This is a genomic window from Dietzia alimentaria 72, from assembly GCF_000226215.1.
GTDB classification, from domain to species: domain Bacteria; phylum Actinomycetota; class Actinomycetes; order Mycobacteriales; family Mycobacteriaceae; genus Dietzia; species Dietzia alimentaria.
Window position 1 is genome coordinate 1 of sequence record NZ_AGFF01000004.1, and the last position, 14,248, is coordinate 14,248.

Here is a 14,248-nt window from a genome sequence, read left to right on the forward strand (position 1 = left end):
CCGCCCGCCCCGGCCCGCCCGGCCCGCCGAGACCCATCGGATTCCGCGACACCTGACGGATCCCACAGGCGTGGCGCAATCCGATAGGCGTGGTGAAACTCGGCCACCGCCACCGCCACCGCCACCGCCACCGCCACCGCCACCGCCACCGCCACCGCCAGCTGCGCAATCGGGGCCGACAGCTCCATCAGCTAGCCTCAGCAGCCGCCGATCCCGCCAAGCGCGCGACTGACCAGCGCATGCGTTCGCCAATCCGTGGCCATTCCGTCGTGGGAGTTCGGGCTCCCGCCGCACACGTCCTCGGTGACCCGCCATTCGACGCCGGGGCCCGGCACGAAGCTGCGCTCAGGCGGCATTATCTGGTCACCGCGAGTGGCGATGAGGGTGTAGCCGACTCCGGGCAGGTACGGCGTGCGGTCCAAGCCATTCCAGGCAGTGAGCATCGGGCTCCCCGGCGCGAGTTCAGCGAGTCCCCGCAGGTTAGCGGCCCACAGTCCGAGCCCAGCGACTTCACGGGGCAGCTGATGCGGGACTATCCCACTGTTATCCGCGCCCCAGTAACCGCCCACGGACACCACGCGATGCACGGCGCCGGGCCGCAACACCTTGGTGGCGTAACCGGCGATCGCGGCGCCCTGCGAGTAGCCCACCAGGTCGACCTGCTCGGCCCCGGTCACCGCCCTGACGTGGTCGATCACCGCCGCGAGCTGCGGTCCCGACGTGCCGACGATCGAGTCCAGGCCGCCTCGAGCCGGGTTGCCCGCATACGCGCCGAAGGTCGGGGCAATCACGCAGAAGCCCTCAGCCCGCAGTGGTTCGCCCAGTCGGGGCATGGTGTTGGGCCCGTTGTCGAAGGTCCCGTGCACCAGGATCACGGGTCGTGGATGCGCCGGGGTCGGCCGGCACGGGACGGTCGTATCCACTGCTGCGGGCGGGCCTGGCGCGCCGAGTGGGCCGTTGATTCCGTTGAGTGCCTCGCCCACGTACTCATCGAGCTGCCCCGAGGGGTCCAGGTAGAGCAGATAGCCCTGAAGCGGCTGGGCGGGCACGACAGACTGCGCGTTCGCCTGCGGCGTGATCACGGCTGTGGCGCTCGAGTGGTCGACCGCCGCGGCGACCGGAATTGCCAGGGCGAGGATCGCGAGCGCGCGCCCCAGCCGTGCACGGGCCGGGCGGCGTGATGAGGCGGTGCGGCGGACAGACCTACCGTGGTCGGAGGGGAGTGATGGGATGCGGGAGCGGAGCATCGCGGTGTCTTCCAGAGGAGTGAGGGTGGAGAGGGAGGGGTGCGTTAAGTATGCGAGACGCACCCGGAATTGGGAACGGTCGAAAGCTAAGGATTGTGCCGCGGCTGTGGACTCCGTACCGGGGCGGGCGCACGGAACGCCACGGATGAGGGGAGGATCAGAATGATGCGGACTGCTGTCGACGTCGCAGTGGCCGGGCACCGGCCCAGAAGGAGATCCCGAAATGATTGACGACACACGCGACGCGTTCACGGACCGCGCCCTGGTGACGGAGTCGGTGGACGTTCTCTACCGGGCCGCAGACACACCCATCGGTGAACTCCTCCTGGCTGCGACCCCGCGCGGCCTGGCGTACGTGGCGTTCGAGGTGGAGGACCGGCAGGAGGTCCTGCAGATGCTCGCCGCGCGCCTCGGCTCCCGCGTCCAGGCGGCGCCAGCCGAATCCGCGATCCTCGACGACGCCGCCGCCCAACTTCTCGACTATCTCGCCGGCGACCGTCGCCACTTCGACATGCCCCTGGACACCCGCCTCGCGACAGGCTTTCGCGGCGAAGTCCAACAGCATCTCGCCGAGATCGACTACGGCCGAACCACCACCTACAAGCAGCTCGCGGCCGAACTCCGCCGGCCCGGTGCGGTCCGTGCGGTCGGTACTGCGTGCGCCACCAATCCGCTGCCGCTGGTGTGGCCGTGCCATCGGATCCTGCGATCCGACGGCGGTTTGGGCGGATACCGGGGCGGGCTTGCCGTCAAACAGCGTCTCCTCGCGATGGAATCGGCGGCGTGACCGCGGCGCACGTGACGGGGCTTCTCGGCGTATGGGCCATCGCGGTGGTCTCGCCGGGGCCCGACGTCGTCGTCGTTCTCCAACGCGCCCTGGCCGCCAGGCGCAATGGTCTCGCCACCGCGCTGGGGATCGTCGCTGGGCTGTCGGTGTGGCTGGCGGCCGCGTTCGCCGGAGTCGCCACGCTCGTGCGCGTGTACCCGCAGGTCATGACCGTTCTGCAGGTCGCCGGTGGGCTGCTCCTTGCCACGCTCGGCATTCTCGGGCTGCGCGGTTGGTGGCGCACCCGCGCAGTGACCGCCACACCCGCCGCCCCCGGCCCTACCGAGTCCGCGCTGACCGAGACCACCGCGATCATCGAGCCACCCGCGTCAGGGCCCGGCCGACTTCCCCGGGCCGACTTCGCGCGAGGCCTTGCCACCAACCTCGCCAACCCCAAAGCCCTGGTGTTCTTTGGCGCGGTGCTCACCCCGTTCCTCAGCGGCCAGGTGTCCGTCGGGCTGTCGTTCGCGCTCGTCGCCGGGATGATCGCGGTGGCACTGGCATGGTTCTGCGGACTGGCAACCGTCGCCTCGCACCGTGTGATCAACGAGCGTGTCTCGGGCCTCCTGCCGGGGATCAACCTCGTAGCCAGCGGACTGTTCGTCGTGGTGGGGGTGGCGTTCGTCATCGCTGCGCTCGCGTGACGTCGTCGGGTTAGGTTCTGCCCCATGGAGTCACCGGTTGGTCACCACGCGTGGGTGCGCGCAGCCCTCGCCGTGTTCGCCGTCGGCTGGGGCGCCAACCAGTTCGCGCCCCTGCTGTACCTGTACCGCACCGGCCAGGACCTGTCCCAGGCCAGCGTCACCGCCATGTTCAGCGTGTACATCGTGGGTCTGCTGCCGACGCTCCTTGTGGCCGGCCGCTGGTCCGATCGCAACGGGCGCCGCGTCCTCATGCGCCCGGTACTCGTGTTGTCCCTGGTAGCGACGGTGCTGATGCTCCTCGGGTCGCAGGACCCGCTGTGGCTCTACCTGGGTCGATTTCTCGCGGGTCTCGCCTCCGGCGCGGCCTTCGGTGCAGGCAGTGCGTGGGTTCGTGAACTCACCGTCGACGCCCCGCCCGGTACCGGGGCACGCCGCGCAGCGATCGCCCTGACCGGCGGCTTCGGCCTCGGCGGCCTGGTGGCCGGGATCGTGGCGGAGTTCGCTCCCGCGCCCACCATCTCGCCGTATTTGCCGCACCTGGCGCTGGGGGTCGTCGCGCTCTTCGTTGCGTGGAGCGCTGCCGATCCGTACGAACCGGGTGTCAGTTCCGAGCCGGCCCCACTTATTCCCGCGACCGCCGGCACGCGCCGATTCCTGCTGGGCGTGGCGCCGTGGGCCCCGTTGGTATTCGGCTGTGCCAGCATGTCGTTCGCCGTGCTCGCCGACCTGCTCGGGGGCGACGCCTGGGGCCGGCCCACCCTGTATGCAGGTGTGATGGTGGGCGTCACGCTCGGCTCGGGCGTTCTCGTGCAACCCGCGGTCCGGCGGCTCGCCGCGGCCACACCCGCGTCCCGGCCGCCGATCGCTGGATTGACCGCCGCCGCACTCGGCATGGCTGCCGGCGCGGCGCTGGCGGGCTCGGCGGGCCTTCCCGGGCGCGCGCTGTGGCTCCTGCCGGTCGCGGTCCTGCTGGGCATCGGCTACGCAACGCTGCTGGTGGCGGGTCTGGTCGAGGTCGAACTCCAGTCTGGCCCCCGCGATCACGCGGGCCTGGTGGCCGTGTTCTATGTCCTCGCCTATCTGGGGATGGCCACGCCATACGTCGTGGCGGAACTATCGAGGTTCGGGGGCCCGGTTCCGTGGATCGCGGCGACGGCGGTGGCGTGCGTTCTGCTGATTCCGCTCACCGCCCGACAGCTGCGCTAGCCCCCCCGCCGCGAAGAGGAAATCGCCTGTATTGCGCGAGAGGGATTGCACGAAATCCTCTTCTCGGCGGGGGCAGTGGCCGACGTGGCCGGGTGGCGATGGCGACGCCGGGGCGGCGGGTCAGCCCGAGTTGCGCAGGGCTGTGGCCAGGCCGTTCATCGTCAACTGGATGCCCGTCCGTATGTCCGGATCCTCATCGCCCGCACGGTATCGACGCAGCAGCTCGACCTGCAGGACGTTCAGCGGCTCGAGGTACGGGAAGCGGTTGCGAACGGAACGGGCGAGCGCCGGATTGTCGTGGAGAAGCGTCTCGTGTCCGGTCACCGCGAGCAGCATCTCGCGAGACAGTTCGAATTCGTCCGAGATGACTCCGTGCACTCGTCGGCCCACCTCGGCGTCCGGGACGAGTTCGGCGTACCGGCCGGCGAGGTCCATATCCGCCTTGGCCATGACCTGCGCCATGTTCGACAGGGTGGAGCGCAGGAACGGCCAATCGTCGTACAGGCGCCGCAGCGTGGCGAGTCGCGCGTCCGCAGCGTCATCGCCCTCAGCGTGGACCCATTGACGCAGCGCCGTGCCCACGCCGAACCAGCCCGGCAGCATGACGCGGGACTGCGACCATGACAGCACCCACGGGATCGCCCGCAGGTCGTCCACCGACGAGGTCTGCTTGCGAGCCGTCGGCCGGGACCCGATGTTCAGTTCACCGATCTCGCTCACCGGCGTAGATGTGGTGAAGTACTCGATGAACCCGTCGTCGTGATGCACGAGCGATGCGTATGCATCCCTGCCCAGGCGTGCGAGATCCGCCATCACCTCGTACGCCTGGTGTGAGTTCTCGCCCAGCCCCTCCACGTCGAGCAGTGACGCCTCGAGCGTTGCCGCCACCAGGGCCTCGAGGTTTCGACGGGCGCGACCGGGCTGGGAGTACTTGGCCGAGATCACCTCACCCTGCTCGGTGGCCCGCAGCGAACCCTGCACGGCTCCGGGTGGCTGGGCGAGGATCGCCTCGTACGAGTTGCCGCCACCGCGGCCCACCGCGCCACCGCGACCGTGGAAGAACCGCAGCTGCACCTCGGCGCGCGCTGCAGCCTCGGTGAGATCGCGTTCGGCCTGGTAGAGCGACCAGTTGGCCGCCAGGTAGCCGCCGTCTTTGTTGGAATCCGAGTAGCCGAGCATCACCTCCAGCATGTCGCCCTGCCCTCGGATCAGTGCTCTGAACTGCGGGATCGCCAGGGCCGCGTCGAGGATTCCCGCGCCGGCCGCCAGGTCGTCGATCGTCTCCAGCAGCGGAACCAGCCGCACACTTGACCGCGGCTGCTCCGGATGGCCCGAGAACAGTCCCACTTCGCGCAGTAGTACCGCCGGCTCCAGCAGATCGGACACGGACCCGCACATCGACACGATGTATTGCGGCACCACCTCGGGCCCCAGCAGGTCCACGGCCTCGGCGGCAGCTTGCATCACGCCCAGCTCACGCGCCGCCAGCTCCGACAGCTCCGCCCGCGGACCCAGCAGCGGCCTGTCGTGCGAGAGCTCGGTCAGCAGGAGTTCTACACGCGCGTCCTCGTCCAGCGCCGCGTAGTCGGGGTTGACCCCCGCCAGCGCGAACAGTTCGGTGAGTACGTCCTCGTGCGACTCAGAGTTCTGCCGCATATCGAGCGCCTGCAGGTGAAACCCGAACGTCCGCACCGCCCAGATGATGTCCCGCAGCCTCGGGGTCCGCAACAGGCCACTCCCGCATTCCTCGAGGGACGCGTCGATGACCTCCAGATCGTCCAGCATGTCCTGCGGGCAGGGGTAGGCCTCGTCGTCGTCGAGGCACCACGACGGGAACGAACCAACCGTTGACGACGACAACAACCTTTCCCTCGCGGCGAGTCGACGGCGGATCACCCGCACGGCTCGGCGAAACGGCACGTCCTCGCGGGAGGCACTCACGTCCCCGCCGACCGCCGGAAGGGAATCCGCGAGGGCCGTCACCGGGGTGGGCACCTCCACGACCCGCTGCGACTGGGACAGCTCCCGCTCGAGCTGGCGCAACTGCTCGGCGTAATGCTGGTGGAGCAACTCGGCAGCCTTGGTCGTGGCGAACCGCACCACGTCGCCGGTGACGTAGGGATTGCCGTCGCGGTCGCCGCCGATCCACGAGCCCGGTCTCACTACGGCGCGGTCGCCGCAGCCCAGGCGCTCCGCGATCTCGGCGTTGAGCGGCGGGATCACGTTCATGAGCGTGGCCTCGTGGTACTGCAGTCCGCCCATCACCTCGTCCTCGATGCGGGGGCGTTCGCTACGGATGATGGCGGTCTGCCACAGGATCAGCACCTGGCGGCGGATGTTCAGTTCCACGTCGGCGATCTCGCGCTCGGAAACCCTGTCCCGCGGCCCGGAGTTCAGGGCGTCGCGCCGCCGCATCAGTTCGTGGACGCGGCGTGTGACCTCAAAGACGGTGCGCCGCCGGGTCTCGGTGGGGTGGGCGGTGAGCACGGGTGCCACGCTGGCGGTGGCCCGGACCGCCTCGAGCCTCGCGTCACCCGGGTCGGCCTCGGCCAGCCGCGCCCACGTGGCCTCCAGATCCCCGGCGGGCGGTGGCTCCCCGGCGGCCGTGTGGATCCGCCGCCGCCGTTCCTGGTGCAGGTCCTCCGCCACGTTGGCCAGGAGCGCAAAGAGAGAGAACGCGCGGATGACCGGGATCACGTCGGTGGCGGGCACGTCCGTGAACAGGGCGGCCACCTCGTCGCGGTCGGCGTGCGATCGCCGGACGGCGAACGCAGTGCGGCGGGCGGTCTCCACCAGGTCGAAGATCCGCTCCCCGGCCTGTTCGCGCACGGTCTCGCCGAGCAGGGAGCCCAAGAACCGCACGTCGTCACGCAGAGGTCGGACCGCCTCGTCGAGCCGGTCGGTGGCGGGCTGCTCGGACTGCGTCTGATCGGCCATGGCCGCAAGGGTAGGCGCGCCGTACGACACTCGCGTGAATCCCGGGGTCTTTCCCGATGTGGCGGGCCCGTGTGGCTGGAAGACTGGGGAGTATGACCCAGCAGCCCGGATTTTCGCCCACCCCCGTCGTCTCCGACTCCGACCGCACCGCGGCGGCCCTCGCCCACGCCGCGAGCCTCATCGCCATGGTGATCTCCGCGGGCTGGCTGTCGTTCGTGGGCCCGCTCGTGATGTGGCTGATCTACAAGGACCGCAGCCCGTTCGTCCGCCAGGCCGCCGCGGGCTCGTTTAACTTCAACCTCGGCCTCTGGGTGATGAGCATCGTGGGCTGGATCTGCATCATCACGATCATCGCGATCCCGGTCGGTGTGCCGCTGCTGGTGATCTCGTTCCTCGGGCAGATCATCGGCCACATCATGGGCACCTTGCGTGCCACCAAGGGCCGGACCATGAACTACCCGTTCCAGATCAAGGTGCTGCGTTGACCGCGACGTGACGGATCGGCCCGTGTAGCGAGGTGACCAGCAGGTCGTCCGGGCCGACGTCGCCGAACCCGTCGGCCACCAGCACACTCGTCGCCCGCGGGATGCCGCCCACCACCACGCACGCCTCACCGGAGGTCCGGTCCACCCGGTACACCTCGCCGGTGGTCCACGAGGTCACGTAGAGGGCGTCGGCCGTGACGTCCAGGTCGTCGAGCCCGCGCGCCGCGACGGGCGGGACGGTGAGTTCGATGGTGGTCCAGTCGGCCGGACGGTCGAGCGGCACCACGTGCACGACGGTCCGGTCGGTGGACTGGGTGACGTAGGCGGTCTCGTCGTCGATCGCGATGCCGTTGGCCACCCCGAGCGCGGCCGCCCGCGACCACGCCACGTCCACCTCGCCGTCCGGGCCCACCTTGGTCAGGCCGGCATCCTCCAGGCCGGTGAGGTAGCGGTTGCCGTGGGCGTCAACCGCCAGCCCGTTCTTGCGACTGTCCAACCGGGTCTCGACACGGACCTCGGGCCGGGCCACCGCGGGATCGAAGCTGACGAGGTCGGAGCGGTCGGCGAGGTAGCCGGTCCCGGCCGCGACGTGCATCCGCCCGTCCGGGCCCGAGGCGATCCCACCGGGTGCGCGAACGGGGACGGAGGCGACCACGTTGCCGTCGTCGTCATAAGCGTCGACGCGGTTCAGGAACGTCTTGGACACCCACAGGCGCCCCAGGCCGTCGAAGGCCTGGTTTTCGGTCCAGCCCAGCACGGGCGGCGGGGTGTCGCCGAACGTCGTCACCGTGGGCGCGGGCCCGGAACACGGGGCGATCGGCGCGGGCGCTTCGGAGGACGTGGTCACGCCGGACCCCAGGTCCAGCCCGCGGACCGAACCCGCGTGGGAGCCGGACGGCAGCGCCTCCGCCGAGCCCGCCGCCGGTCCGACCGAGGTGGCGGCGCCCACGACGGAACCGGGTGGGACCGCCGCGGCGACGGGTGTGAGGACGGGCAGGGCGACGACGACGAGGGCCGCGACCACCGGGCGGAGTAGCTTCATGGCTCCATCTTCACATCAGCGGTGCACGCATGTGTGCCGTGCCGACCTCACACCCCGGCGGGCCGGCGGCCGTGGAGTTCGTACCGAGCGAGCAGCGCGGCGCGGTCGGCGTCGGTCAGGGGGCGGTACTCGTCGTCGACTCCCTCCGGCCCGCCCCGCAAGTACACCTCGCCCGGCTCGATCCACGACTCCCGCCGCAGGCTGGGCTTGGAGATCTTGCGCGTGGCGGTGACCGGCATCTCCTCCATGATCCGCACGAACCGTGGCGCCCACTTGGTGCCCATGTCGGGCTGGGTGCGGCAGAACTCGGAGAACGCGGCGGGGTCGAAGGACGCGCCGGGCTCGAGTTGGATGGCCGCCATCACCTGGTCGCCGGTCCGCGGGTCGGGCACGGGGTAGACGGCCACCACCAGGACTCCGGGGAATCGGTCGAGAATGCGTTCCACCGGGCCGGCGGAGAAGTTCTCGCTGTCCACGCGGATCTTGTCGCCCGAACGACCCGCGAAGTAGAAGAATCCGTCCGAGTCCGTGTAGCCCAGATCGCCGGAGTGGTAGACCTCCCCGATGTTGCGCTCGGCGGTGGCCTCGGGGTTGCGGTAGTAGCCCTCGAACATCGCGGCTCCGGTGAGGTTGCAGATCTCGCCGATCGCCTCGCCGGCGTTGACCAGTCCGCCGTCGGCGTCGAACTCGGCCGCGGGGCACTCGTCGCCGTTCGCGTCGAGGATCGCGAGGTTCATGTAGTCACCGGGTACGCCCAGTGCTGCGGGAGGGGTGTCCGGGGTGCGGGCGATCACCACACCGCCCTCGCTGCTGCCGTAGGACTCGTCGGGCTCGACGCCGAATCTGCGCGTGAATTCGCGACGATCGTGGACGGACGCCTCGGTGCCGTAGACGATGCGGAGAGCGGTTTCGGATTCCTCCGGCTGCTCCGGCTGGGCCAGGATGTAGGACAGCGACCGGCCCACGTAGTTGACGTAGGTGGCGCCATAGCGCAGGACGTCGGGCAGGAATCGGGACGCGGAGAACTTGCGACGCATGACAAATGTGCTGCCGATGTAGGCGGACGGCGCGAACGCGGCAAACAGGGCGTTTCCATGAAATAGGGGCATGGCGCTGTAGGCCACGTCGCTGCGGACCAGGTTGCGGAAGTTGATGGTGCCGAGCATCGCAAGTCGGCCGGTCGAGCACATGACGGCCTTGGGCGCCCCGGTCGAGCCCGAGGTGAACAGCAGTGCGAGCAGGGTGTGGGGGTCGCGCGCGTCGTCGGACAGCAGGCGCGGCTCAGCCCCCTGATGGCCGGCCAACAGTTGCCGCCAGTCGTCGGATTCCACGTCGAACTGGGCAATCGTGCCGGTGTCGAGGCCGTGCAGGAGCGCACTGCCGGCGGCATCGGTCACCACCACGTCGCAGTCCACGCCACGGATATCGGAGGCGAGCTCGCCGCCGCGTCGCGTGGGGTTGATGCCCACCACTGTGACTCCCGCCAGGGCGGCTCCGCACAGGACGAACAGGTACTCCGGCACGTTCTCCAGCAGGATCCCCACGTGGAGGCGGCGATACGGCGCGGGCCGATCGGCGTAGGCGTGGGCGAACTCGTCCGCCCAGCCGTGCAGGATTTCCGCGCGCACGGCGGCCTCGGCCACGAACTCGCGCCAGGACCACTGCGAGTCCTCGAACAGCAGACCGGGGTGATCATCGGTCGATCGATCCAGCAGGATTTCGCCGAACGTCTCGTGCTGCATGGCGTGGCCGGGGTTGAAGTCAGGTTGGGTCATGCATCGGAGGTTAGGTCAACGAATGGCCGCGGATACCCGGAACGGCCAGCAATTCTGACGGGTGTCAGGGTGGTCAGTTCATCCGCGGGGCGGTCCGTCTCGGCGGACAATGGCCGGATACGACCGCATCGACGAGGATTCATTCGTGCTCAACGACCGTGACCAGACACGTCCACCGTGGGGGACCCGGCTGCTCGGCGTGGTGGTGGAGCCTCCGTCGCGGCGGAAACGACGAGTGCAGCAGGTTCTCACGTCCACGGTGCTGGTCACGCACCTGCTCGGCATCGCGTGCGTTGTGGGTCTGCAGTGGCTACTGCTGCCGTTCGATGAACTCACCTCGGGGCGGTACCGTACCGCGGCCCTCGTGGTGACGCCGCTGGTCGTGCTGGCGATGGTGTCGTTCGGGTTGGTCTGGCTGACCTGGGTTGTCCGCCGGTGGCTGAGCTGGCCGGATGAGAATCGGTCTCCCACCCCGGACGAGCAGCGGCTGTGCCTGGCGGTGCCGTTCCGGCTGACCCTGCTCACCGCGGCCCTGTGGGTGGTCGGCGGCGTGGTGACGGTGATTCCCTACGGGATGGTCGATCCGACCGTTCTGCCGGTCCTGTCGGTGGCTGTGGTGACATGTGGGGCGATGGCCTGTGGTCTGGGCTATCTGGTCGCGGAGATCTCGGTGCGCCCACTCACCGCGATCGCTCTCAAGGCTGCGCCGACGCCGATGCGGCCGTTCGTCGGGATCCGGGGTCGCCTCATCGGGGTCTGGGTGGTGGCGCTCGGGCTGCCGATGGCGGCGCTCGTCGTCCTGGCCGTCCACACAGGCACCGCGGACGACGTGTCGGTGTCGCGGCTGGCGATGATCCTGGCGTTCATCGGTGTCTCCGGTTTCATCGTCAGCATCGCCGCGGGGTGGTTGCTGGTCACCGCGATGCTCGCTCCCATCCTGTCGGTCCGCTGGGCGATGGAGGAGCTGGCCGGCGGCAATCTCGCGACCCGCGTCGACGTGTTCGATGGCACTGAGCTGGGCCAACTCCAGCTGGGTTTCAACGACATGGCGGAGATGATCGGCGAGCGGCAGCGACTACGAGAGCTGTTCGTGCGCCACGTGGGAAGTCAGGTCGCGCGGGCTGCTGAGCTGCAGGAGCCGCGCCTGGGCGGCGACACGACGCGGGTCGCGGTGTTGTTCGTGGACTTGGTGGGCTCCACGACGTTGGCCGCGACCCGCCCGGCCTCGGAGGTGGTGGAGTTGCTCAACGACTTCTTTGACGTGGTGGTGGAGAACGTGGAGGCCAGGGGCGGGTTCATCGACCAATTCCAGGGAGATGCTGCGCTGGCCGTCTTCGGGGCGCCCGTCCCGTTGGCTGATTCGGCCACCTCTGCGCTCACGGCGGCCCGACGGCTCGGGGACGCGCTCGCCGAGTTGCTGCCCGCCTACCGCACGGGCATCGGCGTCTCGTATGGCGAGGTGGTGGCCGGCTACGTGGGGTCGGCCACGCGGTTCGAGTACACGGTGATCGGGGATGCCGTCAACGAGGCCGCCCGCTTATGTGAGCTCGCCAAGTCGCATCCGACTCGGGTGTTGGCGTCGGGCGCCGCGCGCGATGCGGCAACACCCGAGGAGGCCGCACTCTGGCGGACTGGCGCACCGGTGGGACTGCGCGGCCGGCCCGAGCCCACGGTCCTGACGTGGCCCGTGGACGCGACGCGGGTCTAGGTGAGTGCTACGTTCCGATCGCCACGTGCCGGATGCTCCCGTCGACCGAGGTGACGAACAGGTCGCCGGGGCCGTACCCGCCGAACCCTTCGGCCACGCGCACACTCGTCGGCCCGGGGATGCCCCCCACCAGCACACATGGTGCGGCGGTCCATCGGTCGACGCGGAGAATCTCGCCGCCGGTCAGGCCCGCGAGGTAGAGCGCATCGTCGGTCACCGCGAGGTCGTCGAGGCCACGTGCCAGGGCCGGCAGTCGGGTGAGGACGTGCGGGCGCGCCGCTATCGGGTTGCTGAGCGGGATCTCGTAGACCACCGTGTCGACGGAGGCGGTCACGGTGACGTAGGCGGTGCGGTCGCGGATGACGATCCCGTTGGTCCCGCCGACCGCCGCCGTTGCCGACCACGCGTCGTCGACGGTGCCGTCAGCTCGCACCTTGGTGATGGTCGGCGCGAACAGGCCGGTGGTGTACATGTTGCCCGCGGCGTCCACGGCCAGGCCGTTCTTGCCGGGCGCCAGCGTGGTAACGAGCCGAGGCGCGGGGCGAGCGGAGTCGGGGTCGAACGCGAAGATCTTCGAGTGGGTTGCCGTCGGCGTCGCGCCGGTGACGACGACGACCTCGCCCTCGGGCGTCAGCGCCAGCCCGCCCGGAGAGTCGATCGGGACGGAGGCCACCCTGCGACCTCCCGGGTCGTATGCCACCACCTCGTTGGCCAGCATTCCGGACACCCACATCCGGCCCCGCCCGTCGAACACCAGGTTCTCGCGCCATCCCAGAACCGGCGCGGCGGCGTCTCCGAACGGGGTGATGCGCGGGGCCGGTCCGTCGCACGTGGGCAACGGCGAGAGGGATCCCGGAGACAGGTCCGCCGCCAGTGCGGGTGGACCGGCGAACGCCCCGAGGACAGTGAAGGAGACGACGGCGGCCAGAGCGGTCGCGGAGCGCACGCGGTTCGACATGGGGGTATCCAAGCATGACTTTGGGTCGACGATCGGCTACTTGATGATCGGGTAGGGAGGAGACGGTGCGTCCGTGCGGGCGCCGCTTGACCGAGAAGGAGAACGATGAGTGCTGAGCAGGGTGGACGCGCTGGGATGGGAACGGGTCCCGACGACGGTGCGGTCCGTAGCCGCCTCGAGAGCAGCGACGGCGTTGTGACACTGTCCGGGATCCACAACTTTCGCGACGTGGCCGGCCCGGGGTACTCGCTCGAGCAGTCGGGTTCGATGGCCCGCGGAGTCGTCTACCGGTCCGCAGCGGTGTCGGCGTCGGATGGAGACGTGGGCGTCCTTGAGCGCCTCGGTGTGTCCACCATCGTTGACCTCCGGTCGACCGGCGAGGTATCCATGCAGCCGGATGTGCCCGTCCCCGGTGCTAAGAACGTCAATATCGACGTCCTCCAGGGCAACTCCACAGCGGCGACCCTAATGAATTCCGGAATCGTCACGGTCGACGAGGCCCGGACCGAGATGGCCCGGACCTACGAGCAGTTCGTGCTCGGTGCGGACGAGCGCGCCGCGTTCGGTCGCGCGGTCGGCGAAGTCGCCACTTCGTCCGGCGCATCGGTCGTGCACTGCACTGCCGGCAAGGACCGTACCGGCTGGATCTCGGCGGTGCTGCAGCTGCTCGCCGGGGTGGCGGAAGACGACGTGGTGGCGGATTACCTGTTAACCCGGGAGCACAACAGGGAGCTCACCGACGCGATCCTGCAGTACGTCCAGGTGAAGATGCCTCATCAGGCCGAGGCGATCGCAGTGCTCCTCGAGGTCGACGAGTCAAACATCCGCCGGTCGCTCGACGCGCTCAACTCGCAGTACGGCGACGTCCGTCGCTACCTGATCGACGGAACGGGACTCGAGGGCGACCTCGTCGACGAGCTCGGTGCCCGCCTCAGATCACGATGACCAGCGCGCCCAGCACTCCACCGAACACGATGGACTGGAGGGCCACAGCGATCACTCGGCCGAGCTCGGTGCCCGCCCGCGCTTGGACCAGCGGGCCGGCCATTGTCACGGCGAAGATCATGACCATGGCGGCCACAGCCGCGGGTGTACCGGCCAGGCGCGACGCCACCAGGTAGACCGCTCCGAGGCCCGCCAGAATGCCGACCGCGGCGGCGCCTAGCGTGTGCAGCGGCGTCGGGAAGACGGCGATATGTGTCATGTCCGTATTGACGGGAGCGTCGCCGGCAGCAGGAGAGGCAGTGGCGGAACCATCCCGCGAACGCTCCTCGAGTGACAGTAGTTGACTCATGACCCGAACTCTACGTACCAGCGCGGTGCGCGATCGCCATGCTTGTTGAGGAAACGCGGTGAAGTTCGTCGGTGCAGGTCACAGCGCTGTCGGCAGCGGAGAGATTACTCACACCTTCCTCTGTCG

Annotated in this window: 13 protein-coding genes; 6 read left to right on the forward strand and 7 right to left on the reverse strand. The window is 69.5% G+C overall.

All coding sequences use genetic code 11. The features are described 5' to 3' along the window. Both ON04_RS16920 and ON04_RS01325 read right to left on the reverse strand, forming a co-directional pair. Positions 1–188 (reverse strand): hypothetical protein (locus tag ON04_RS16920; RefSeq protein ID WP_010539765.1); only part of this gene is annotated, 188 nt, incomplete at its 3' end. A 9-nt stretch (positions 189–197) separates the two neighbouring features. Continuing rightward, positions 198–1,247, reverse strand: coding sequence for an esterase/lipase family protein (locus ON04_RS01325; protein ID WP_010539766.1), 1,050 nt, complete (start codon positions 1,245–1,247; stop codon positions 198–200). Between the two features lie 223 nt (positions 1,248–1,470). Between ON04_RS01325 and ON04_RS01330 the strand changes: the two genes are divergently transcribed. Genes ON04_RS01330 through ON04_RS01340 form a run of 3 tightly spaced genes read left to right on the forward strand, consistent with a single transcriptional unit; the run spans position 1,471 to position 3,923 of the window. Beyond that, complete coding sequence (locus ON04_RS01330) at positions 1,471–2,034, forward strand: methylated-DNA--[protein]-cysteine S-methyltransferase (protein WP_010539767.1); 564 nt, start codon at positions 1,471–1,473, stop codon at positions 2,032–2,034. Continuing rightward, positions 2,031–2,717 carry a LysE family translocator gene (locus ON04_RS01335; RefSeq protein WP_010539768.1) on the forward strand — a complete coding sequence of 229 codons (687 nt, stop codon included), beginning with the start codon at positions 2,031–2,033 and terminating at the stop codon, positions 2,715–2,717. Before ON04_RS01330 ends, ON04_RS01335 begins: the two co-directional genes overlap by 4 nt. 24 nt (positions 2,718–2,741) lie before the next feature. Next, entirely contained in the window at positions 2,742–3,923 is a 1,182-nt protein-coding gene (locus ON04_RS01340; protein WP_010539769.1) for an MFS transporter, read from the forward strand. 120 nt (positions 3,924–4,043) lie between these two features. Here ON04_RS01340 and ppc read toward each other — a convergent pair whose 3' ends face one another. Continuing rightward, positions 4,044–6,860 (reverse strand): phosphoenolpyruvate carboxylase, encoded by a 2,817-nt coding sequence (ppc, locus tag ON04_RS01345; RefSeq protein ID WP_029457445.1) that lies wholly within the window; start codon positions 6,858–6,860, stop codon positions 4,044–4,046. 92 nt (positions 6,861–6,952) lie between these two features. On the opposite strand from ppc, the gene ON04_RS01350 reads away from it, so the two are divergent. Next, positions 6,953–7,345, forward strand: coding sequence for a DUF4870 domain-containing protein (locus tag ON04_RS01350; RefSeq protein ID WP_010539771.1), 393 nt, complete (start codon positions 6,953–6,955; stop codon positions 7,343–7,345). Here ON04_RS01350 and ON04_RS01355 read toward each other — a convergent pair. Together ON04_RS01355 and ON04_RS01360 are read right to left on the reverse strand one after the other, a co-directional pair. Further along, positions 7,329–8,387, reverse strand: coding sequence for an SMP-30/gluconolactonase/LRE family protein (locus ON04_RS01355; protein WP_010539772.1), 1,059 nt, complete (start codon positions 8,385–8,387; stop codon positions 7,329–7,331). The two genes, ON04_RS01350 and ON04_RS01355, sit on opposite strands and share 17 nt — an antisense overlap. A 47-nt stretch (positions 8,388–8,434) precedes the next feature. After that, positions 8,435–10,162, reverse strand: a complete 1,728-nt coding sequence (locus tag ON04_RS01360) for an AMP-binding protein (RefSeq protein ID WP_010539773.1) — start codon at positions 10,160–10,162, stop codon at positions 8,435–8,437. A 109-nt stretch (positions 10,163–10,271) separates the two neighbouring features. Here ON04_RS01360 and ON04_RS01365 point away from each other — a divergent pair, with 109 nt between their 5' ends. Further along, positions 10,272–11,870, forward strand: coding sequence for an adenylate/guanylate cyclase domain-containing protein (locus tag ON04_RS01365; protein ID WP_010539774.1), 1,599 nt, complete (start codon positions 10,272–10,274; stop codon positions 11,868–11,870). Positions 11,871–11,877: 7 nt separating this feature from the next. Here ON04_RS01365 and ON04_RS01370 read toward each other — a convergent pair whose 3' ends face one another. Next, positions 11,878–12,828, reverse strand: a complete 951-nt coding sequence (locus ON04_RS01370; RefSeq protein WP_010539775.1) for an SMP-30/gluconolactonase/LRE family protein — start codon at positions 12,826–12,828, stop codon at positions 11,878–11,880. 105 nt (positions 12,829–12,933) lie between these two features. Here ON04_RS01370 and ON04_RS01375 point away from each other — a divergent pair, with 105 nt between their 5' ends. After that, positions 12,934–13,773 carry a tyrosine-protein phosphatase gene (locus tag ON04_RS01375; RefSeq protein WP_141564583.1) on the forward strand — a complete coding sequence of 280 codons (840 nt, stop codon included), beginning with the start codon at positions 12,934–12,936 and terminating at the stop codon, positions 13,771–13,773. On the opposite strand, the gene ON04_RS01380 is transcribed toward ON04_RS01375, so the two are convergent. Then, positions 13,760–14,122, reverse strand: coding sequence for a hypothetical protein (locus ON04_RS01380; protein ID WP_010539777.1), 363 nt, complete (start codon positions 14,120–14,122; stop codon positions 13,760–13,762). The genes ON04_RS01375 and ON04_RS01380 overlap by 14 nt on opposite strands. Positions 14,123–14,248 lie beyond the last annotated feature (126 nt).

Excerpts from the sequence above, each read along its gene's own strand:
- ON04_RS01375 (WP_141564583.1), top strand. The coding sequence starts at position 12,934 with ATGAGTGCTGAGCAGGGTGGACGCGCTGGGATGGGAACGGGTCCCGAC.
- ON04_RS01360 (WP_010539773.1), bottom strand. The coding sequence starts at position 10,162 with ATGACCCAACCTGACTTCAACCCCGGCCACGCCATGCAGCACGAGACG.
- ON04_RS01325 (WP_010539766.1), bottom strand. The coding sequence starts at position 1,247 with ATGCTCCGCTCCCGCATCCCATCACTCCCCTCCGACCACGGTAGGTCT.
- ON04_RS01340 (WP_010539769.1), top strand. The coding sequence starts at position 2,742 with ATGGAGTCACCGGTTGGTCACCACGCGTGGGTGCGCGCAGCCCTCGCC.
- ON04_RS01365 (WP_010539774.1), top strand. The coding sequence starts at position 10,272 with ATGGCCGGATACGACCGCATCGACGAGGATTCATTCGTGCTCAACGAC.
- ppc (WP_029457445.1), bottom strand. The coding sequence starts at position 6,860 with ATGGCCGATCAGACGCAGTCCGAGCAGCCCGCCACCGACCGGCTCGAC.
- ON04_RS01350 (WP_010539771.1), top strand. The coding sequence starts at position 6,953 with ATGACCCAGCAGCCCGGATTTTCGCCCACCCCCGTCGTCTCCGACTCC.
- ON04_RS01355 (WP_010539772.1), bottom strand. The coding sequence starts at position 8,387 with ATGAAGCTACTCCGCCCGGTGGTCGCGGCCCTCGTCGTCGTCGCCCTG.
- ON04_RS01380 (WP_010539777.1), bottom strand. The coding sequence starts at position 14,122 with ATGAGTCAACTACTGTCACTCGAGGAGCGTTCGCGGGATGGTTCCGCC.
- ON04_RS01330 (WP_010539767.1), top strand. The coding sequence starts at position 1,471 with ATGATTGACGACACACGCGACGCGTTCACGGACCGCGCCCTGGTGACG.
- ON04_RS01370 (WP_010539775.1), bottom strand. The coding sequence starts at position 12,828 with ATGTCGAACCGCGTGCGCTCCGCGACCGCTCTGGCCGCCGTCGTCTCC.